This is a genomic window from Serratia proteamaculans (assembly GCF_949794035.1).
Classification (GTDB): Bacteria; Pseudomonadota; Gammaproteobacteria; order Enterobacterales; family Enterobacteriaceae; genus Serratia; species Serratia proteamaculans.
The window spans coordinates 3,616,758-3,638,701 of record NZ_OX461105.1; the positions used below are offsets into that span (position 1 = coordinate 3,616,758).

Consider the following 21,944-nt stretch of genomic DNA (forward strand, 5'->3'; position numbering starts at 1 on the left):
CCGTTAAAACGACACTTTGTCGATTTACATCAGACCAGGAAAGGTTTGCCTCATGGAAAAGCCACGTTATAACCAGCTCACCGCACTGATTATTGCTTCACTCGGCAGCGCTGGCGCGTTCGCCGCACCCCAGAATGACGCACAGGACACCATGGTGGTGACCGCCTCCGGTTTCCAGCAAAAAATCCAGGACTCCGCCGCCTCCATCTCGGTGATCCCACGTCAACAGATTGAAGACAAAGCCTATCGCGATATTACCGACGCGTTGAAAGACGTGCCGGGCGTGGTAGTCACCGGCGGGGCCAGCAGCAGCGATATCAGCATCCGCGGCATGTCCTCCAAATACACCCTGATCCTGGTGGATGGCAAGCGCGTGGACACGCGTGGCACTCGCCCGAACAGCGATAACTCCGGCATCGAACAGGGCTGGCTGCCACCGCTGGAAGCGATTGAGCGTATTGAAGTGGTACGCGGCCCTATGTCCTCACTGTATGGTTCCGACGCCATGGGCGGCGTGATCAACGTGATCACCCGCAAGACCTCCAGGACCGAATGGAAAGGCTCGCTGCACGGCGACGCCACCTTCCAGGAACGCAGTGACTCCGGCGATATTTTCCAGACCAACGCCTACGCCTCCGGCCCGCTGATTGAAGGCTTGCTGGGCCTGCGGGTCAACGGCCTGCTGTCGCGTCGTGCCGAGGACCAAATCCTCAACGGCTTTAACGAACAGCGCATGCGCAGCGGTACTGCGGTATTTAGCCTGACACCGGATGATAAAAACGAATTCGACTTTGAAGTTGGCCGCTCGCTGCAGGACCGTAACAGCACGCCAGGTAAATCCATGGCGGCCGAAAACTGTCGCAATAACAAATGTACGCCAAACACCGCCAGTGACAGCCTTTACGCCCGTACCAACTATGCACTGACGCATAACGGTTATTACGACTTCGGCAACACCACCAGTTACATTCAGCACGAAGAAAACAATAATCCGGGCCGCAAAATGAAGATGTATAACACCATCCTCAATACCCAAACCCAGTTTGATCTCGGCGCCCATATGCTGAGCCTGGGTGGTCAATATCGTTACGAAAAATTGAGTGACGAAGGCAATCAGTTGGAAGCGGCAGATGGCTTGAATAAGCTGACCCGTTGGAGCTGGGCGCTGTTTGCCGAAGACGAATGGGCAATGACCAACGACTTCAGCCTGACCAGCGGCATCCGTATGGATCAGGACCAGAACTACGGCAACCACTGGACACCGCGCATGTACGGCGTCTGGCACCTGACCGAGGAATTTACGCTGAAAGGCGGCGTTTCCGCCGGCTACCGGTCACCAGACCTGCGCCAATCCTCTGCCAACTGGGGACAAATCACCGGTGGTGGACGCACCTCAATCATTATCGGCAACCCGGACCTGCAGCCAGAGAAGAGCCTGAGCGAAGAGATCGGCGTGATGTGGGATAACCAACGGGGCCTGAACGCCGGCGTAACCCTGTTCAACACCGACTTCAAAGACAAGATCACCGAAGTCCGTCGCTGTGACAGCGGTGATGGCGACGCACAATGCATGATCGGCAATACGCCTTACTACTTTATCAGTGACCGCACTAACGTTGATAAAGCCAATATGCGCGGCGTAGAGGCCACCTTCGGCTGGGAAATCACCAAGGACTGGGAGTGGACCACCAACTATACCTATACCTCGTCCGAACAGAAAAGCGGAGATTTCCAGGGCAAGCCGCTGAACCAGATGCCAAAACATATGGTTAACAGCGTGCTGGATTGGCAGGCCACACAAGACGTCAGCCTGTGGTCACGCGTGAACTTCCGCAGCAAGACTTCAGATTATTTAAGCCGGACGTCAATGGCCAAGAGCACGCCGTCTTACACCTTTGTCGATGCCGGTCTGAGCTATAAGGCCAATAAAAACCTGCAGGTTACCGGTGGGGTCTACAACATCCTCGACAAAACCGTGGATTACGAGCACTACAACACCACGCTCGACGGCCGCCGCTACACCGTCGGCATGACTTACAACTTCTGATGCCACACCGGGCGCGCACTTCAAACTGCGCGCCCTTTTTGTCACTCTCGCACCCGAGGAAGCCTTAATGACATTACGTCGTTCCCCCATGGTTATCGCCCTGCTGGCCTGTATGGCGCTGGCAGGCTGCAACAGTCAGCCCCACACTGCGGCCCCGGCAACGGTCAGCTTTCAACATCTTAACGGCACCACAGAAGTGAAAAAACACCCGCAACGCGTGGTGGTGCTGGACTACGCTTCGCTGGAAACCCTGCAACTGCTGGGCGTCGATCCGCTGGCACTGCCGGGCAACCGCACCATGCTGCCGGATAGCCTGAAGCAGTATCAGGATGCCAAATACCTCAACGCCGGTACCCTGTTTGAACCGGACATGGCCACGCTGCGTGCAGCCAAACCGGATCTTATCCTGATCGCCGGTCGCTCTTCCAAGGCCTATAGCGAACTGAGCGGTATCGCGCCAACGTTGAATATGGCGATTGATCCGCAAGATCAACTGGGCAGCCTGAAGCAACGGACGCTGCAATTGGGTGAGTTGTTCGATAAACAGCCGCAGGCACAGGCCGCGGTCGACAAACTGGACGCTGAAATTGCAGCGGTCAAACCGCAAGTGGCAAAAGCCGGGCGTGGCCTGGTGGTGTTGTTCTCTAGCGGGAAAATCAGCGCTTATGCGCCCAAGAGCCGTTTCAGCTTTACCTACGATGCGCTCGGATTCCCTTCGGCGTTACAGAGCGAAAACCCCGATGTTCGCGGCAACAAGCTGTCGCCCGAGCAGGTGGCTAAACTGAACCCGGACTGGCTGTTTATCATCGATCGCGATGCGGCAACCGGCCGTCCGAATGCGGTTGATCCGCAGAAGATACTCACCACTACCGCGCTGAAAAACACCGTGGCGGTGAAGAAAGGTCAGGTGGTTTATTTACCGGCGGCTGAGGTCTATCTGTCTGGCGGTATTATCACCAGCCAGCATATCGTCGAACGCGTCGCCGACGCGCTGAACAAGAAGTAAGAGTAAAAGGCCCGGCGATCACCGGGCCTTCCTGATATCAAACCACCGGCTGGTTCACCAGGCCGTCGATCAACACCTGCGGTGTCCCTTGCGAACAACGCTCAATGCGTCCACGTACGCCATAAACCCGCGCCAGACTCTGCGGCGTAATCACCTCTTCCGGCGCCCCGTCGGCAATCAATTCGCCATTCTGTAGCATCAGTACGTGGTCACCATGACGCAGGGCGATATTGATGTCATGCACCACTACCACCGTGATGATATTGCGTTTACGCGTCTCTTTACGTACCAGATCCATCACGTGGAACTGGTAGTTGAGATCGAGCGCGCTCAGCGGTTCATCCAGCAGCAACAACGAGGGCTGGCGGATCAGCGACTGTGCCAACCCGACCAACTGTTTCTGCCCACCGGAGAGCTGATCAAGATAGCTCAGCGCCAAATGGGCGATGCCAAGCTGCTCGAGCAGCGCCATCACCTCGGCCTCGCTGCCGGCGTTGCTGCGGCCGCCTGAAGCGCGTTGCGCCACAATGATCGACTCCAGCACGTGCAGATGCACCCCGGCAGGCAACGATTGCGGCAGATACACCACCTTTTCAGCCCGGCGGGCAAAAGGCATCTGCATTAAATCGGTATCATCCAGCCACAGTTGCCCCTGCGCCGGGTTTAACCCCGCCAATGAACGCAGCAGCGTCGACTTTCCACTGCCGTTCGGCCCCAACAGCACGGTGATTTGACCGCGAGATAACATCGGGACCGCCAGATCGCTGATCACCTGACGCTTCGGATAACCGGCAGAAAAATGCTCAATGCGTAATCCCTGACTCATACATTCCCCCGATGACGCAAAATAATACTCAGGAAGAACGGCACGCCCACCAGCGAGGTGACGATACCCACCGGGATGATGATCCCCGGGATCAGGTTTTTCGACACTACGGAAGCCATCGACAACACCAGCGCACCAATCAGCGCACTGGCCGGCAGATAGAAACGGTGATCTTCACCGAAAATCATTCGGGCGATATGGGGCGCCACCAGGCCGATAAAACCGATAGGCCCGACAAACGCCACCGCTAATGCGGAAAGAATACTGATACGCAGCAAGGTAGTCAGACGCAGACGACGCACGTCGATACCAAAGCTCACCGCCCGATCTTCACCCAGACGCAGCGCGGTCAGTTTCCATGAGCTCATCATCGACAACGGCAGCAGCACGGCGAATACTCCGAGCAGGATACCCAGCTTGTCCCATGAGGCGCGCGCCAGGCTGCCCATGGTCCAGAACACCAGTCCCTGCAGCGTGTCTTCGCTGGCAATAAACTGCATCATGGAAACCAGCGCGTTAAAGGTGAACACCAGCGCAATGCCAAACAGCACCACCCCGGAGGTGGCAACCCGCGTCCAGCGCGTAATACCGTCCAGCATCAGCGCGGCGAACAGGGCGAAAACAAACGCATTGGCGGAAATAAACCACTGGTCGGGAATGCCCGGTACGCCAATCCCCAACACGATGGCCAGCGCCGCGCCGAAAGCCGCAGCAGAAGACACCCCCAGGGTAAAGGGGCTGGCCAGCGGGTTATTCAGGATGGTCTGCATTTCGGCACCGGCCAGGCCAAGCGCAAAGCCCACCACCACCGCCATCAGGGCATAGGGCAGGCGGATATCCCAGACGATCACCCGCGTTCCGGCATCGGCCGTCGCAGGATCAATCAGCGTTTGCCACAGCGAGGACAACGAAAGACCTGAGGGCCCCAGGGTAAAATCCAGCAGCAGCGACCCCAAAATCGCCAATGCCAACACCCCCATCATCAATAAACGGTGGCGGAGAATATGGTGATAACGCCCCATAACGTTGACGTCGGGTTGCCCCTTGGCGTCAGACAGAGGATCGGTGGATACGCTCATTATTTCGGATACCTGTTACGACGATGACCATAGCGGTGTGCCAGACGGCCGCTTGAACCTGATAAGCAGCCGGTAACAATAAAGCAAACGATAATACTTATCAATCATATCAATAGCTATTACCCGCCATGTGAATATGTAACGCTTTATTTTATAAGGTGATTAACCAAACAGGTCTGACAAGCCGTTGCTAGCGGACAGGGTTAATAATTCCGAAAGTTTCGCCTCGCTCTGTCCGGCTGTGACAAATTGCAACGAAACCACATAGAATCCAAAACCAGACCGGTAAATGGCGTGCTCACCGCGCCAGACCGGATATTTTGGCCTGTTGGCAGGGCCCCGATGAAAGAGGCTGCATTGAGAAGTCGAACCCAAACCTTAACGCCTAAAAAGCCCGCCTTGCTGCACTGGCTGGTACAAAGCCCGCAGCAGGCTGATGACGCCCAATTCCAACGCCAGATGCGGCTGACCCTGGTGCCTTCGCCAGTCACCCCCTGGCTGAATGCCGCCGGGGTGGCGCTGCTGCTGTTGGCTTATGCCTGGCTGAGCCATATGACCATTGGCGCAGCACTGCTGGTGTTGCTGGTCCTGCTGACCGGCGTGCGCTGGTGGCTGGCGCGCGTCAGTCCCCCCCGCAGGCCAACCGCCATGCTGGTAACGGTGCTGCTCTGGTGCGCCCTGGTGGGAGCCATTGCCCTGCTGGCGATGCTGTCTGGTCGCATGGTTCTGATCCTGTTCGCCGGCCTGTTGATTACCGCGCTGGCGTTCTGGCTGATACAGCGCCACGCCGCCGCACCGCGCTTTGCCTTGCTGGAGGTGATGCTGCTGACGCTGCCCTATCTGCTGGCCGCGCCGTTGTCACGCGTGCAAAATCTGTTTTTACTGGCGGATATCATTCCGCTGTGGTTGCTGCTGGCCCATGGATTGATCGCGTTTTACCATCGTCAGGTGGCACAGCAGGTCACGCTGACCGCAGAAAAACAGCAAGCGGCCCAGCGCGATCATTTGACCGGCTTCCTCAACCGGGCTGGCGGCGAAGCGGTGATGCAGGAAATTTGTAGCCCCTCGCCCACCATCCACCCACTTTCTCATCTGTTTATGATCGAATTCACCCCACTGGCAGCGCTGTACCAAAGCCACGGCGTGCTGATCGGCGATGATGTGTTACGCACCATTGGCGAGCGCCTGAAAATGCTGGTTCGCCCCAGTGATTTTGTCTGTCGCTATAGCGGTGGTCAGTTTCTGATCCTGGTGCACGGCCTGCCTTACGGTTCCGAAGGGGAGTTTTTGGCGCGTATCGTTCCCCCGTTGGAGGTGCCATACGACTTTGGTGCATTCGGTGAGGTGACGCTGCAGTTGAATAGCGGTGTACTGGCGTTAACGCAGGATTATCAAACGGTTGAAAGCCTGATGGCGGCGGCGCAGCAAGCGCTGGTGGTCAACAGAAAGGAGTAGCACGGCGTTTCAAGCTGCAGCCAGGCGATCGGCTGCAGCTTGAAATTCACAGGCTAAAGATCGGAGTTAGTTCACGTCCATTTTCGGGAATTCCATTTCGCTGTACTTCACGACACGGGTGCCGCACGTCAGCTTGTAGCCGAACCAGATAATCAGGAACAGCGGCAGACCGATATAGGTGGCCGTCACACCGTACCAGTCGATCCGGTCTTGCAGGAACGCCTGATAGTTCTGTCCCAGCGTGATAACCAGGCACAGGACAAAGGCAAAGATCGGCCCCAGCGGGAAGAAGCCGGAACGGTACGGCAGATCGTTGAGATCGCGCCCCTGGATCATATAGCCACGACGGAAACGGTAATGGCTGATGGCAATCCCTAACCAGGCGATAAAGCCGGTCATGCCTGAAGTATTCAGCAGCCACAGATAAACCGACTGGTTGCCGAACATCGAGCTCAGGAAGCACAGACCCGCCACCACGGTAGTGGCGTACAACGCGTTGCGTGGCACCCCGCCCTTCGACAGTTTGGCAAAGATACGTGGCGCTTTACCTTCCGATGCCAGAGTAAACAGCATGCGGGTGGAAGCGTACATCCCGGAGTTACCGGCGGACAATACTGCCGTCAGGATCACCGCATTCATCACCGCCGCCGCCGACAGCAGACCGGCGTGCTGGAACACCAGCGTGAACGGGCTGACGCTGATGTCTTTCACATCGTTACGCAGCAGGCTCGGATCGGTATAAGGAATGATCAAGCTGATAATCAGGATGGCAAAGATATAGAACAGCAGGATACGCCAGAACACCTGACGCACCGCGCGCGGGATGTTTTTGCCCGGGTTTTCCGACTCACCGGCCGCGATACCGATAAGCTCGGTGCCCTGGAACGAGAAGCCCACTATCATCGCCACGCCTATCATTGCCGAGAACCCTCCGGCAAACGGCGCGTCGCCTATGGTCCAGTTCTGCCAGCCTGCGTGCTCCCCCCCTTTGAGGATGCCGAAGATCATCAGCACACCGATACCGATAAAGATAATGACGGTGGTCACTTTGATCAGCGAGAACCAGTATTCCGCTTCACCGAAACCTTTAACCGAAATGTAGTTCAACAGGAACATCAGGCAAAGGAACAGTGCGCTCCAGATCCAGCCTGGCGCGTCCGGGAACCAGTAGGTCATCACCAGCTGTGAAGCCACCAGGTCAACGGCGATGGTCACCGCCCAGTTGTACCAATAGTTCCAGCCCAGCGCGAAACCAAAGCCTTCTTCTACGTATTTGGCACCGTAGGTAGAGAACGAGCCGGAGACCGGCATAAAAGCTGCCAATTCGCCCAGACTGGTCATCAGGAAGTAAACCATCAACCCGATCAGCGCGTAGGACAGCAGTGCCCCGCCCGGACCGGCCTGAGAAACCGTAGCGCCAGAGGCGACAAACAGACCGGTGCCAATAGAGCCACCAATAGCAATCATGGTTAAGTGCCGAGCTTTCAGCTCGCGGCGCAATCCGGGTGCTGGTTGCCCCGATGTTTTTATATCCTGCTGAGCCATTCTTACCCTATCTGCTGGTCAAAAAAAATGAGGGCGGATTGTAACAAATACCCACCGGCGAACTAGTAACATTGCACTGATATAAGATAGCTTCATAATTCAGGGCTAATTATTAGCAACGGGCCACAATACCTTACTTACTGTCATTAATGTGACAGGGAGCAGATTTTTATGCTTTGTTTCTCCTGACAGAGACGTCATTGGGGCTGAAACCCGCAGTAGCCGAGGAAACGCTGCAGCGCGTTGGAGAGATGCTTTTGCCGGTGATGGATCAGATAAAGGGTCCGCATCAGAGGCGGCAACGGCACATTCAGTGCCACCAGCACCCCGCTGTCCAACTGTTCGCCGATCACCCGCCGCGACAGACAGCTGATCCCCATGCCGTGGCGTACCGCGTGCTTGATCGCTTCCGAGTTGCCCAGTTCCATCACCAACTGGAAGTGCGGCAAGTGCGCCAGCAGCAGGTGATGCAGCACCTCGCGCGTACCCGAGCCGCCTTCACGCAGGATCCAGGGAGCGGTAGCCAGCATCTCCAGAGTCAGCGGCTGCCCGGCCAGCGGGTTGTCCGGCGCGGCAAACACCACCAACTCATCTTCCAGCCACGGCAGAGTGATCAGTTCCGGCATATGGCAAGGGCCTTCAATCAACCCCAGATCGACCCGGAAGTCCGCAACCGCGCCAATCACGTCCTGGCTGTTGCCGACGTTCAATTCCAACGGTGAAGCGGGGAAATCATGCCGATAATGGGCGATCATCTCCGGCAGCATATAGTTGCCGATGGTGCTGCTGGCACCGATGCGCAACGCACCGCCGTCATGGCGGAACAGCTGTTCAATCTCGCCCGCCTGCTCCAGAAGCGCCAGGGCCTTCGGATACAGCAACCGGCCGTGCTCATTAATGACCAGACGCTTCCCCACGCGATCGAATAACTGCACGCCCAACTGCCCTTCCAGATCGGCCAGCGCTGCGCTGACCGCCGATTGTGATAACGCCAGAACCACCGAGGCCTGCGTGGTCGAACCGCTTTTAAGCACTTCGGTAAAAACTTCCAATTGACGTAAGGTGATATGCATAGCGTCTCGGTATTGATCAAAGGTGACATCGAAAAAAGTCACTGAAATTAATGCAAAATCTGCGCTGCTGACCGGCAACAACGCACAGGGTGAATAACATTAATGGTACCACGTTTGCAGAAATCAGCATGAAAGCCAGCCAGGTCGACTAACCACTTATTCAGATAGGTTATAACCATATAATCAATTTCTCTTTTATGCTGCCAGAACGTAGTCTGTGCTCAAGATTTTGAATAAAAGGGCTGACTTATGGCGACCAATACCACACACAATTTCCCAACCCGACAATTCCCCCTGTTCGGTATACCTCACCTGGTCCCCGGGCTGTTGTTGACCGGTGCCATCACCGCGTTGGCGGTATGGGTCGGTGATATTCCCTGGGTAGCCGGATTGGGATTAGGGGCGCTGACGCTGGCGATTTTACTCGGCATTGTGGTGGGCAATACGCTGTATCCCTGGTTGCAACCAAGCTGCCATGGCGGCGTTCAATTTGCCAAACAGCGCCTGCTGCGTCTCGGTATTATCCTTTACGGCTTCCGTCTGACGTTCCAGCAAATTGCCGACGTGGGCACTACCGGCATCATCATTGATGCCTTGACGCTAACCACCACTTTCCTGCTGGCCTGCTGGTTGGGCAAAAGGGTGTTTGGCCTCGACAGTCACACCACCATGCTGATCGGTGCCGGCAGCAGCATCTGCGGTGCGGCCGCGGTCATGGCGACCGAGCCGGTATTGAAAGCCGATGCCAATAAAGTGGCCGTCGCAGTCAGCACCGTGGTGGTGTTCGGCACACTGGCGATCTTCGCCTACCCATGGCTGTACCATCTGAATGAGCAATTCCAGTGGCTGCCGTTTAATCAGGAAACTTTCGGTATCTTTACCGGTTCGACCATCCACGAAGTGGCACAGGTCGTCGCCGCCGGGCATGCCATCGGGCCGGATGCCGAAAATGCCGCGGTGATCTCCAAAATGATCCGCGTGATGATGCTGGCACCCTTCCTGGTCGTGCTCTCCGGGTTTATCAGCCGCAGCCGTAGCACCGAAAACACTGGGGAAAAGGCAGAAAAATCCGCCATCACCATTCCCTGGTTCGCCGTGCTGTTTATCGCCGTTGCCGGGCTGAACTCATTCGACCTGATCCCGGCGACGCTGGTGAAACACCTGATTACCGCCGATACCTGGATGCTGGCGATGGCGATGGCGGCGCTGGGGCTAACCACCCACATCAGCGCAGTGCGTCAGGCAGGGTTCAAACCGATTCTGCTGGCCACCCTGCTGTTCATCTGGCTGATTGTTGGCGGTACTGTGATTAACCTGCTGGTGCAACATTTCCTCTGATTATCTCCGCCGTTGTTTTCCGACCTCAGGCCCGCCATCGCGGGCCTGAACTTTTCCAGCCATTCAATCCTTCCGCTATCAATGCCATAATGACGCCGATTACACAGGAGAATGAAAATGAAGTTTGTCGGTGCACATGTCAGCGCGTCAGGCGGCGTGGATCAAGCAGTGATCCGCGCGCACGAATTAGAGGCGACAGCATTCGCCCTGTTCACCAAAAATCAGCGTCAATGGAAGGCCGCCCCGCTGCCTGCTGACGTGATCGATAAGTTTAAAAGCGCCTGCGCGCAATACGGTTACGGCCCAGGGCAGATCCTGCCGCACGACAGCTACCTGATTAATCTCGGCCACCCGGTGACCGAGGCGTTGGAAAAATCCCGCGAAGCCTTTCTTGATGAAATGCAACGCTGCGAGCAACTGGGGCTGACGCTGCTGAACTTCCACCCTGGCAGCCATCTGCTGCAAATTGACGAAGACAAATGCCTGGCGCGTATCGCCGAATCCATCAACATGGTGCTGGATAAAACCACCGGCGTGACGGCAGTGATCGAAAACACCGCCGGTCAGGGCAGTAATCTGGGCTTTAAGTTTGAACATTTGGCGGCGATCATCGACGGCGTGGAAGATAAAAGCCGCGTCGGCGTCTGCATCGATACCTGCCACGCCTTTGCCGCCGGTTACGACCTGCGTACCGAGGAAACCTGCGAACAGACCTTTAAAGAGCTGGGTGAGGTGGTGGGCTTCAACTATCTGCGCGGTATGCACCTGAATGACGCCAAGAGCGCATTCAACAGCCGCGTCGATCGGCACCACAGCCTGGGTGAGGGAAACATCGGTAAAACGGTGTTCAGCTATATCATGCGCGACGCGCGTTTCGACAATATCCCGCTGATCCTGGAAACGGTGAACCCGGATATCTGGGCGGAAGAGATCGCCTGGCTGAAAGCTCAGCAGTAGTTGTGTGTGGGTCACCCTCCCCGGTGAGCAATAGGCTGACTGAGTGGGGGTGACTCTAGCGCGTCCTGCTAACGGAGTGGTTCATTTGAATAATTCAGCATGCGTGCCCAATCTTTGTCAAAACGGGATGTGTAGTCCAATTTTCGCGGCCTAATCCCCGCTGGACGCGCCGCCCTCGCTGCTTTCGCCTTGGTCTTGGCTTTCGATAGTGGTTTTTTTACCAACTTTCAGGCTCTCCATCATGGATTCAACACTATTAAAGTGGTCCGGCTTTCCTGCCGCTAGAGCATCAGCTTCTTCAATGGCCGCACGAAGGCGTGCGTTAGGCGTATGGGCCTTTATTTCTATTGGCATAGCCTTGGTTGCAACGACTTCACTCAGAAATATTCTAAAGGCTGCACTGACCGTCAGTCCGCAATCTTTCAAAACAGCGGTTGCGGCATCTTTAAGATCAGTGTCGATGCGAGCACGTACATAAGTTTCCATCATTACCCCCTACATTTGTAGTCACATTGTAGTCACGCGAGACCATTAAAACAATCTTAAGATGCAGGAATAGACAAGGGACCCATAGGGTCCCTTGAGGTGGTTTTTATTGCCCGCGTAAAGGTTAAGCCACGCTAGCCGCCGGGACGTCAGCACGTTTCAGCACCGCGTAAGACACGCCCGCCAACAGCGTACCGGCGATAATCGCCACCAGATACAGCAGCACCGGGGTGATAGCACCAGGGATCAACAGCACAAACAGCCCGCCGTGTGGTGCCATCAGCTTGGCACCAAACGCCATGGACAGCGCACCGGTCAATGCACCACCGGCGATGCAGCAAGGCAACACGCGCATCGGGTCACGGGCAGCAAACGGGATCGCCCCTTCAGAGATAAAGCACAGGCCCAACACCAACGCAGCTTTGCCCCCTTCCTGCTGTGACTTGTCGAACTTGCGACGCGCCAGCAGCGTAGCCAACCCCATCGCCAGCGGTGGCACCATACCAGCTGCCATAATCGCCGCCATCGGCGCATACACCGAAGAACTCAGCAACGCCACGCCAAAGGCATAGGCCGCCTTGTTGACCGGGCCGCCCATATCGGTACACATCATGGCACCGAGGATCGCCCCCAGCAGCACTGCGTTAGCGGTACCCAGGGACTGCAGCCAATGGGTCAGGCCTTCCATGATTTTCGCCACCGGCGTACCGACGATGAAAATCATGATCAAACCGACGATCAGGCTGGCCACCAGCGGAATGATCAGGATCGGCTTCAGCGCTTCCATACTCTGCGGCAAACGCAATTTGGTGCTGATAAATCTGGCGACATAACCCGCCAGGAAACCGGCAATGATACCGCCGAGGAAACCGGCTTCGGTGCTCACGGCCAGCATGCCGCCGATCAACCCTGGCGTCAGGCCCGGACGGTCAGCAATCGAGAACGCGATAAAACCGGCCAGTACCGGCACCATCAGCGCAAAGGCCGATCCCCCGCCGATTTGCATCAGCGCAGCCGCCAGCGTGCCTTTAACTTCAAATGCCTTGATACCGAACACGAACGACAGTGCGATACACAGACCGCCCGCCACCACCATCGGCAGCATGTAGGACACGCCGGTCAGCAGGTGGCGATATGGCCCGGCACTCTCTTTCTTCTTGCCGGCTGCGGCCGGAGTACCGCTTTTCTGCGGCAGGAAAATCTCGGCTTCGGCCTGTGCCTTGTCCAGTTCCTGCGCGGTTTTCTTCAGCGCCAAACCGGTCGAAGTACGGTACATCGGCTTGCCGGCAAATTTCTCCAGATCCACTTCGATGTCAGCCGCCACAATCACCAGATCGGCCGCCGCCACTTCTTCTGGCGTAATGGTATTGCCTGCGCCTACGGAGCCACGGGTTTCAACCTTCACCCACCAGCCGCGTTTTTTGGCTTCGCTCTCAATGGCCTCTGCCGCCATAAAGGTATGCGCCACGCCGGTTGGGCAAGCGGTGATCGCCACAATGCGTTTTTGACCGGCCGCTTTGACCGGCTCAGCCGCTGCCGGTACCTGCCAGGCTTTTGCCTCGGCGATAGCCTGCGTCAGGAAGGCTTCAGGTTCACGCACCGCGTGTTCCACATCACCCACATAAACCCGTTTGCCGTTCAGCGCGGCGTCAGCAGGCGCAGCTTGCCCTGCGACCACCACCAGTTCAGCCTCAGCCAGCGACTCAACCAGCGTCAGGCCGGTTTTTGCTGCAGCAGCACCGAGCATACGTTTCGCCAGGTGACCACGCGCCTGCCCCAGCGAACTGTCTATCATCAGCAGTGTTTTCATTCTGCCTCCTGCTATTGATTAAAAGGTTTCAGATCGACACGCGCCATCATCGCGGCCAACTGTGGACGGTCGGTCACGCCAACGTTGCTCTGGCTGACGGCCAGTGCAGCCACGGCGGTGGCCAAACGCAAAGTATGTTCACTGGATTCGCGCATCAGCAGGCCATAGATCAGCCCACCCACCATCGAGTCACCGGCACCGACGGTGCTGACCACTTCGCAGGCCGGGGGTTTGGCGATCCAGGCGCCGGAAGCGTTGACCCACAGCGCGCCTTCTGCGCCGAGAGAAATCACTACGTGGGCAATGCCCTGATCGCGCAGCGCATGGGCGGCCTCAACCACGTCTGCCAGCTGTGGCAACGGGCGACCGGCCCAGATTTCCAGCTCACGGCGGTTCGGTTTCACCAGCCACGGCGCGGCTTTCAGGCCGGCAACCAGGGCTTCACGGCTGCTGTCGAAAATAATGCATGGGCACTGGGCGCGCAGACGAACCATCCAGTCGGTAAAGGCATCGGGATCAACCCCGGCCGGCAGACTGCCGCTCACGGCCACCATGTCAAACTGACCGAGCCAGCTCAGGGAGTCGGTCACGAAACGTTCCCAATCCTGGCCGGTGACCTCAAAGCCGGAGAAGTTGAAATCGGTCACTTCGCCGTCTTTTTCCGTCAATTTGACGTTAATGCGGGTACGGCCCGGCACCACCTGGAAGCGGTTGGCAATGCCCAGATCGCTGAACAGCAGTTGGAAGCCGTCCTGGTTGTCTTTGCCGAGGAAGCCGCCGACTGTCACATCAATGCCCAAGTCTTTCAGCACCTTGGCGACGTTAATGCCTTTTCCGGCGGCGTGCAGACCGGCAGTTTTAACCAGATTCACTTCACCGCGCTCGATCTCCGGGCAAAAGCCCACCAGATCGTAAGCCGGATTCAGGGTAATTGTTGCTACTCTTCTGCTCATGCTGCGCCCTCGCCCAGTCCTTCGTTAATTGCCGTTCCGATCGCCTTCAGCGCCGTTTCAGCATCTTCACCTTTGGCGGTAAAGCGCAGGTGATGTCCTTTCTTCACGCCCAACGCCACGACCTTCATCAGGCTGCGTCCGTTGGCCGGTTTGCCACTGCCATCCAGGTTAGTGACGGTAATTTCACTGCTGAACTGCTTGATGACGTTGACCAGTGCCGTGCCCGGACGGGCATGCAGACCGTGTTCGTTACGGATCACGTATTCGGCACTCAGGGTGGTATTTTCTTCTTCGACCTCACTGGTCAGCAATGCCAACACGGTGACGGCATCGGCGTTCAGCAAGCGTTCAGCTTTATTCGCCAACAGCAGGTCACTCAGGTAGTTCAGCACCGCCAGCGGTTGTTGGTCAGCCACCGACAGCGTCAACAGCAGCGCAACTTTCTCGCCGTCTTCGTCAAACGCCTGCACCGGACGGCTCAGGGTGGCTGCGCTGGTCAGATTGCCTTCGGTGCTGTCACTCAGCCAAATGCCCTGCCCCAGATTCAGCGGCTTGCGGGTAATGACGTCGCTGACGAACTGGGCGTTGACCGCACCGATCTTCTGCAAACGACCGGCATTCAGCGCCTGCAGCGTCATCAGGCTGTCAGCGGCCACATCGAGCGCAATCAGGGAAGCGTCAAACTGGAATTCCGCCGTCAGCTTTTCGCCCATCAACAGGCTGCGCAGCTCTTCAGCCGAGGTGGTTTTCGCCAACTGTTCAGCCACGCTGTCGTCGCTCAGTACGTGTGTCAGCTGGCGCAACAGCGCCAGGTGTTCGTCGGAACGGGCGGCAATACCGATCACCACAAAGGCGGTTTGGCCTTCGCCCCACTCAATGCCCTGTGGAAATTGAAATACTTGCACGCCGGTGTTCAGCACCAGATCGCGGGTATCGGTGGTGCCATGCGGGATGGCGATGCCGTTACCCAGGTAAGTGGAGGTTTGCAGCTCGCGCTGCAGCATGCCGTCCACGTAGGCGGCACTGACACAGCCGGCCTCGGTCAGTGCGGCGGCAACCTGTTGGATGGCTTCCTGCTTGCTGCCGGCAGCCGCGCCCAGGTGAATATCTTGCTGTGACAACTGGAACATGATTCTCCTCTCCTGCTGAATTGAATCGTTTCAGCTTCATTGGGAAAAAGGAGCGTTATCGGTACGGAATCATCGCGCCCATAACGCTGAAACGTTTCAAGGAGTGTGTAAGTAGCACTGACCGAAAGCAAGTTTTCTCAATATTGATGTGCTAGATTTTTGACCTTACGCACACTTTTCCTGAAGGGTTACCTGTCACGAGGGTAAAATGACATACTGTGCTGAAACTTTGCTGACGGAGAAAAGCATGACTGTAGTGGCTGGCGTAGGGGTAATCATCGTAAATGCCCAAGGGGAAATATTGCTGGGGAAACGCTGCGGCCAACACGCGCCCTTTTGGTCGATCCCCGGAGGGCACCTGGATGCTGGTGAAACCATTGAACAATGTGCACAACGTGAGATTGCCGAAGAAACCGGGCTGATCATCGCCCCGCCCACTTTTATCGGCATCAGCAATAATCTGCAAACCTGGCGCGCCGAGGGAAAACATACCCTGTCCGTATGTTTGCTGACCCAGCATCCCGGTGGTGATCCCGAACTGAAAGAGCCGGAAAAATGTGCCGAGTGGCGCTGGTGCTCGCCGAACAAGTTACCGGAGCCCCATTTCGAAGCCAGCCGCAATGCCATTCATCTTTGGCTGACGGGCCAGAACTACCTGCCCACAAAGTAGCTGTTTTCAATCATGATTTTTCCACTCTGTCCGTGATCTTGCTCATAGACTGATAAAACCTCATAAAAAATGCGTTATATAACCCAGAATATAACGCTGAAAAATCCCTCGAATGACCTTTTTCCTGCTAAAAATAACCCTATAGTATTAGATGTCATTGCTAATTATACCTATACTTCTTCAGGTGTGTCGGCACTCGGCCGGCCATTTTTTTGGCAAGGTTTTCCTTGGTATTTCATAATTATAAGCGGGTTCAATATGACCAATAAATTCACTGGCTTGATAAAAAAGCACCGCTGGGGATGGCTGTGGCTTTTGCTGCTGGGGATTATCCTCGGAGCAGCATTATTGGCGGGTACCGCCACGGTATTCCACAAAACCAGCGACACCGCCTTCTGTGTGTCCTGTCATACCATGCAACAACCGCTGGCCGAATATCAGGGCAGCATTCACTTCCAAAATACCAAGGGTATTCGCGCTGAATGCGCCGACTGCCACGTTCCGCACGAACCGCTTGATTACCTGTGGACCAAGATCCGCGCGGTAAAAGACATTTATGGCGAGATGGTGGGCACCATCGATACACCAGAGAAATACGAGGCGCATAAGCTGGCGATGGCACAGTCGGTATGGAAAACGTTGAAAGAAAGCGATTCCGCCACCTGCCGCTCATGCCACAGCTTTGACGCCATGGACATCACCGCCCAGCGGCCTGAAGCGCGTATCCAACATCCGGTGGCCATCAAACAGGGTGAAACCTGTATCGATTGCCATAAAGGGGTGGCGCATATCCTGCCAGACATGAGCGGTGCAGCTCAGGCCGGTGCCGCCGAACTGGCGAAGGCCGCGGCCGAAACCTCACCGACCGCCACGACGCTGTACACCATTGCCACTGAACCCTTCTTCCTGAAACCGGACGACAGCCACAATGCCGGCAACCTGATGCCATCCACCGAAGTTCAGGTGGTGAAGCAGGAAGGCGACAAGGTGCTGGCCAGCGTCACCGGCTGGCAGCAAGACGGCGTCAGTGAAGTGTTCTACGCCGCGCAGGGCAAGCGTATCCTCAGCGTATTGCTGGGTGAAGACGCCCGCAAACTGCTGAAAACCGGCACCACCATGACCGATAGCGACACCGGGCTGGTGTGGCATCAGGTTTCTCTGCAGGTCTGGCTACCACGTAAACAATTGATCGACGATCAGCAAAAAATCTGGCGCTACACCGCGGATATGATGTCGGCCAACTGCACAGGTTGCCACGGTCTGACCGCCCTCGATCGCTTCAACGCCAACCAGTGGATCGGCGTAATTAAAGGTATGGCTCCACGCACCTCGCTGACGCAGGAACAACTGCGCGTTCTGACACAATACGTGCAGAAACACGCCAGTGACATGCAGCCAGCCGCACCAGCCAAGCTTTAAGGGAGAAGCGAAATGAGCAAATATCAACAACAAGCGTTAAAAATGAGCCGCCGCCGCTTCCTGACCGGCGCCACCGCGCTGGCCGCCGCCCCGTTGCTGGCAGGCCTGTGGCCCAAGTCGGCGCTGGCGCAGGCCATCAGCCAGGCGCTGCCGCAATTTGTAGCATTGCGTCAGGCGCAGAAAGGCATTCTGACCGGTGCGCACTGGGGTGCGTTTGAAGCCATAGTGCAGGACGGCAAAATGATTGGCGTGCAGCCGGTCAAAGACGATCCTTACCCGAACGAACTGATCACCATGGCACCCTACCAGGTGCATGCTGAAAACCGCATCAAGTATCCCATGGTGCGTAAAAGCTGGTTGGAAGGCGGCCCGGGTAGCCATACCGAACTGCGCGGCCGCGACGAATGGGTGCGAGTCAGCTGGGACAAGGCAATTGAACTGGTTTGCGGTGAAATCACCCGTCTGCAAAAAGATCATGGCCCGCAGTCAATCTATGCCGGTTCCTATGGCTGGAAGAGCGTCGGCATGCTGCACAACAGCCGCACGCTGCTGCAACGCCTGATGAACCTGACCGGTGGCTTCCTCGGTTATGCCGGTGACTACTCTACCGGCGCCGCGCAGGTGATCATGTCACACGTGGTCGGCTCCATGGAGGTTTACGAACAGCAAACCGCCTGGCCAAACGTGATTGAAAACAGCCAACTGGTGGTGTTGTGGGGTTGTAACCCGATGATCACGCTGAAAAACAGTTGGAACGTGCCAGACCACTACGGCCAGACGGGCTTTGAAGCGCTGAAGAAGAAAGGCACCCGCGTTATCAGCATCGATCCGGTACACAACGACAGCGCCAAATTTATCGATGCGCAGTGGATCGCCCCACGTCCTTATACCGATGGCGCCATGTTGATCGGCATCGCCCACACGCTGCTGACCGAAAAGCTGCATAACCCGGACTTCCTGAAAACCTACACCGCCGGCTTCGACAAATTCCAGGCTTACTTGCTGGGTGAAACCGATGGCACGCCGAAAACCGCCGAATGGGCCGCCGACGTTTGCGGCGTCGATGCCGATGTATTGCGCCAACTGGCGCGCGATATGGCGAAAAATCGCACCATGATCATGGGCGGTTGGGGCATTCAGCGCCAGCATCATGGTGAACAGCAGCACTGGTTGTTGGTCACCGTCGCGGCGATGCTCGGCCAAATTGGCCTGCCGGGCGGCGGCTTTGGCTTCAGCTATCACTACTCTTCCGGCGGCAGTCCGACGGCGAAAGGCGGCATTGTTTCCGGTATTTCTGCCGGTAATGCGCCGAAAAACTCACCGGCACCGATCCCGGTGGCACGTATCGCCGAATGCCTGTCCAACCCGGGCAAGACCATTAACTTCAATGGCGCGCAGGTCACCTATCCCGAGGTTAAAATGGTGTATGTGGCCGGGGGTAACACCTTCCACCAGCACCAGGACACCAACAATCTGGTCAAGGCCTGGCAGCGGCCGGACACCATCGTGGTGAACGAACCTTACTGGACCGCTACCGCCAAACACGCCGATATCGTGTTACCGGCCACTACCAGCTATGAACGCAACGATCTGGAAATGGGCGGCGACTACTCGCAACTGTACGTGTTCCCAATGCATCAGTGCGTGGAGCCACAGCACGAGTCGCGCAGCGATTTCGATATCTTCGCGGCCATGGCGGCCAAGCTGGGTGTGCAGGATGCCTTTACCGAAGGCAAAGATGAAACTCAGTGGTTGAAAGGCATGTACGATGACATGAAAACCCAGGCGCGCGGTGCCCGGGTGGCCCTGCCGCCGTTCGACATGTTCTGGGCATCCAATAACTATGTGCGCTTCCCGGTGCCCGAGGCCAACACCCAATGGGTGCGTTTCGCCGACTACCGCGAAAACCCGCTGCTCAATCCTTTGGGGACGCCGTCCGGCAAAATCGAGATCCATTCCGACGCTATCGCCAAAATGAAATACCTGGACTGCCCGGGTATTCCGACCTGGATGCCGCCGCATGAATGGTATCGTGGGCCGGAAGCGGTTAAATATCCGCTGTCGCTGAACACCGCGCACCCGATCAACCGCCTGCATTCGCAGCTCGACAACACGCCGCTGCGTAAAAAGTATGCGGTAGCCGATCGGGAAGCGATTGTGATCCATCCGGAAGACGCCAAGTCACGCGGCATCGCCAGCGGTGATCTGGTCCGTGCTTTTAACGATCGCGGCCAGATCCTGGTGGGCGCGGTAGTCAGTGAAGACGTGCGTCCTGGTGTGGTTCGTATCAGCGAAGGGGCCTGGTTCGATCCGGCCGATCCGTCACAGCCGGGCTCGTTGTGCAAAAACGGCAACGTCAACTGCCTGACCTTCGACGTCGGCTCCTCCAGCCTGGCTCAGGGGAACTGTGGGCAGATGGCCCAGTTGCAGATCGAGAAGTATCAGGGTGAAGTGTTGAAAAACACTGCGCACGACGTGCCAGCCGGCGCGTAACGGCAGATCCAAAAGCATCAGGGGCGATGATAATATCGCCCCTTTTTTTGTCCCTGCGCAGGGAAATAATTTCCCTATTAAGCAGGGTGAAACCGGTTTCTGTTTCTTTCTTTTTATTTAAAATAAATGGGCGTATGATGCGCGCGAACCCCTCATTCTCGGCTATTTCCTGACCTCTATGCCTACTTCAACTGCGGTAACGCGACGCTCGCCCGACCTCACATCGCTGGCCTTTTTAGTGGTGGCGTTCCTCACCGGCATTGCCGGGGCGCTACAGACTCCTACGCTGAGCCTGTTTCTGGCGACGCAAGTCAATGTGCGCCCCTCCATGGTTGGGCTGTTTTTCACCGGCAGCGCGGTGATCGGCATTTTGGTCAGCCAGTTTCTCGCCCGCCGCTCAGATCAAAAGGGTGACCGCAAGACGCTGATTTTCCTCTGCTGCATGCTGGGCGCATTGGGTTGTGTGCTGTTTGCCTGGAACCGCAATTATTACCTGTTGTTGGCCGTTGGCGTGGTGCTGACCAGTTTCGGCTCTACCGCTAACCCACAGATGTTCGCCCTGGCGCGCGAGCACGCCGATCGCACCGGTCGCGAAGCAGTCATGTTCAGTTCGATCCTGCGGGCGCAGGTTTCCCTTGCCTGGGTGATCGGGCCGCCTATCGCCTTCGCACTGGCACTGGGATTCGGTTTTAAGGTGATGTACCTGGCCGCCGCCGCGGCGTTTATCCTGTGTGGCGTGCTGGTGTGGAAAATGCTGCCGTCGATGCGCAAAACACCGGTGGCCGCCAGTACCACGCTGGAAGCACCACGACAGAACCGTCGTGATACGCTGCTGCTGTTTATGGCCTGCACCTTTATGTGGACCGCCAACAGCATGTATCTGATCAATATGCCGCTGTATATGGTGCATGAGCTGCAACTGCCGGAAAGGCTGGCCGGGATCTTGATGGGCACGGCGGCCGGGCTGGAAATACCGACTATGCTGATTGCCGGCATGGTGGCGAAACGTTTCGGCAAACGCTTTTTAATGCGTTGGGCGGTGGTGGCAGGCCTGCTTTTTTACTTCGGGTTATTGTTTATCACCGGCACCTGGCCACTGATCGCCCTGCAACTGCTTAATGCGGCGTTTATCGGCGTGCTGGCGGGGATTGGCATGCTTTATTTTCAGGATTTGATGCCTGGACAGGCCGGCGCGGCCACCACCCTGTTTACCAATACGACGCGTGTCGGCTGGATTTTTGCCGGTTCCATCGCCGGTGTGGTGGCGGAGGTCTGGAGCTATCACGCGGTGTTTTATTCCGCGCTGGCGATGGTTGTCGGCGCAGTGCTGTGCCTGTGGAAACTCAAAGACGCTTAGGGCGCGGTATCCGCTTCCAGTTTGATCAGATAAATCAACGCGTCGTCACGGTGGTCGTGGCACATTTCGCGGCTGGCCTGCAGGCTGCCGCAGACCCTGGGCCGCAGCGGTGAATGGAACAGACCGCAACGCAGTTGCTCGCTCAGATGAATGCAGCGGGTATTGGCGGGCTTGCCATTGGGCATGCCGGGGATCGGGCTGGATATTGAAGGCGCAATACAACAGGCGCCACAGTCGGCACGACAGTCCATCAGCAAGTCTCCCGGTGGGCTGGCGGAATTGAAGCGCGACAATATCAGT

Annotated in this window: 18 protein-coding genes; 9 read left to right on the top strand and 9 right to left on the bottom strand. The window is 56.9% G+C overall.

Annotation, left to right across the window (positions count from 1 at the left end):
• Positions 1-52: 52 nt before the first annotated feature.
• Together QOT07_RS16910 and QOT07_RS16915 are read left to right on the top strand one after the other, a co-directional pair.
• Entirely contained in the window at positions 53-2,047 is a 1,995-nt protein-coding gene (locus tag QOT07_RS16910) for a ligand-gated channel protein (RefSeq protein WP_283603626.1), read from the top strand.
• A 67-nt stretch (positions 2,048-2,114) separates the two neighbouring features.
• Positions 2,115-3,053 (top strand): siderophore ABC transporter substrate-binding protein, encoded by a 939-nt coding sequence (locus tag QOT07_RS16915; protein WP_283603627.1) that lies wholly within the window; start codon positions 2,115-2,117, stop codon positions 3,051-3,053.
• 37 nt (positions 3,054-3,090) lie between these two features.
• On the opposite strand, the gene QOT07_RS16920 is transcribed toward QOT07_RS16915, so the two are convergent.
• Both QOT07_RS16920 and QOT07_RS16925 read right to left on the bottom strand, forming a co-directional pair.
• Complete coding sequence (locus tag QOT07_RS16920) at positions 3,091-3,879, bottom strand: ABC transporter ATP-binding protein (RefSeq protein ID WP_129936511.1); 789 nt, start codon at positions 3,877-3,879, stop codon at positions 3,091-3,093.
• On the bottom strand, positions 3,876-4,958 hold the full coding sequence (locus QOT07_RS16925; protein ID WP_099063734.1) for a FecCD family ABC transporter permease: 1,083 nt from the start codon (positions 4,956-4,958) through the stop codon (positions 3,876-3,878). Before QOT07_RS16925 ends, QOT07_RS16920 begins: the two co-directional genes overlap by 4 nt.
• 357 nt (positions 4,959-5,315) lie before the next feature.
• On the opposite strand from QOT07_RS16925, the gene QOT07_RS16930 reads away from it, so the two are divergent.
• Positions 5,316-6,413: a GGDEF domain-containing protein gene (locus tag QOT07_RS16930; protein ID WP_283603629.1), complete on the top strand. Its 1,098-nt coding sequence runs from the start codon at positions 5,316-5,318 to the stop codon at positions 6,411-6,413.
• A gap of 66 nt (positions 6,414-6,479) precedes the next feature.
• Here QOT07_RS16930 and QOT07_RS16935 read toward each other — a convergent pair whose 3' ends face one another.
• Positions 6,480-7,958, bottom strand: coding sequence for an amino acid permease (locus QOT07_RS16935; protein ID WP_283603630.1), 1,479 nt, complete (start codon positions 7,956-7,958; stop codon positions 6,480-6,482).
• 197 nt (positions 7,959-8,155) lie between these two features.
• Entirely contained in the window at positions 8,156-9,031 is an 876-nt protein-coding gene (gene yieE, locus QOT07_RS16940) for a DNA-binding transcriptional regulator YeiE (RefSeq protein WP_261416717.1), read from the bottom strand.
• A 249-nt stretch (positions 9,032-9,280) separates the two neighbouring features.
• On the opposite strand from yieE, the gene QOT07_RS16945 reads away from it, so the two are divergent.
• Together QOT07_RS16945 and nfo are read left to right on the top strand one after the other, a co-directional pair.
• Entirely contained in the window at positions 9,281-10,369 is a 1,089-nt protein-coding gene (locus tag QOT07_RS16945) for a YeiH family putative sulfate export transporter (RefSeq protein ID WP_283603631.1), read from the top strand.
• 117 nt (positions 10,370-10,486) lie between these two features.
• Complete coding sequence (nfo, locus tag QOT07_RS16950) at positions 10,487-11,326, top strand: deoxyribonuclease IV (RefSeq protein ID WP_207978798.1); 840 nt, start codon at positions 10,487-10,489, stop codon at positions 11,324-11,326.
• A gap of 150 nt (positions 11,327-11,476) precedes the next feature.
• Here nfo and QOT07_RS16955 read toward each other — a convergent pair whose 3' ends face one another.
• From QOT07_RS16955 to fruB, 4 genes are all read right to left on the bottom strand, one after another.
• Positions 11,477-11,815, bottom strand: coding sequence for a type II toxin-antitoxin system RelB/DinJ family antitoxin (locus tag QOT07_RS16955; protein ID WP_207978800.1), 339 nt, complete (start codon positions 11,813-11,815; stop codon positions 11,477-11,479).
• A 121-nt stretch (positions 11,816-11,936) separates the two neighbouring features.
• A complete protein-coding gene (gene fruA / locus QOT07_RS16960) occupies positions 11,937-13,622 on the bottom strand; it encodes a PTS fructose transporter subunit IIBC (protein WP_283603632.1) in 1,686 nt (561 codons plus the stop codon).
• An 11-nt stretch (positions 13,623-13,633) separates the two neighbouring features.
• A complete protein-coding gene (fruK, locus tag QOT07_RS16965) occupies positions 13,634-14,575 on the bottom strand; it encodes a 1-phosphofructokinase (protein ID WP_099063729.1) in 942 nt (313 codons plus the stop codon).
• The gene (fruB, locus tag QOT07_RS16970) at positions 14,572-15,705 is read right to left on the bottom strand and encodes a fused PTS fructose transporter subunit IIA/HPr protein (RefSeq protein WP_099063728.1); all 1,134 of its coding nucleotides are present in this window, start codon (positions 15,703-15,705) and stop codon (positions 14,572-14,574) included. The genes fruK and fruB overlap by 4 nt, the downstream gene beginning before the upstream one ends.
• Before the next feature lie 247 nt (positions 15,706-15,952).
• Here fruB and QOT07_RS16975 point away from each other — a divergent pair, with 247 nt between their 5' ends.
• From QOT07_RS16975 to QOT07_RS16990, 4 genes are all read left to right on the top strand, one after another.
• On the top strand, positions 15,953-16,375 hold the full coding sequence (locus tag QOT07_RS16975) for a nucleotide triphosphate diphosphatase NUDT15 (RefSeq protein ID WP_283603633.1): 423 nt from the start codon (positions 15,953-15,955) through the stop codon (positions 16,373-16,375).
• Between the two features lie 258 nt (positions 16,376-16,633).
• On the top strand, positions 16,634-17,794 hold the full coding sequence (locus QOT07_RS16980; RefSeq protein WP_099063726.1) for a NapC/NirT family cytochrome c: 1,161 nt from the start codon (positions 16,634-16,636) through the stop codon (positions 17,792-17,794).
• A 12-nt stretch (positions 17,795-17,806) separates the two neighbouring features.
• Entirely contained in the window at positions 17,807-20,287 is a 2,481-nt protein-coding gene (torA, locus tag QOT07_RS16985) for a trimethylamine-N-oxide reductase TorA (RefSeq protein ID WP_207978806.1), read from the top strand.
• A gap of 178 nt (positions 20,288-20,465) precedes the next feature.
• On the top strand, positions 20,466-21,644 hold the full coding sequence (locus QOT07_RS16990; protein ID WP_099063724.1) for a sugar efflux transporter: 1,179 nt from the start codon (positions 20,466-20,468) through the stop codon (positions 21,642-21,644).
• Here QOT07_RS16990 and QOT07_RS16995 read toward each other — a convergent pair.
• On the bottom strand, positions 21,641-21,895 hold the full coding sequence (locus QOT07_RS16995) for a YkgJ family cysteine cluster protein (protein WP_099063723.1): 255 nt from the start codon (positions 21,893-21,895) through the stop codon (positions 21,641-21,643). The genes QOT07_RS16990 and QOT07_RS16995 overlap by 4 nt on opposite strands.
• Positions 21,896-21,944 lie beyond the last annotated feature (49 nt).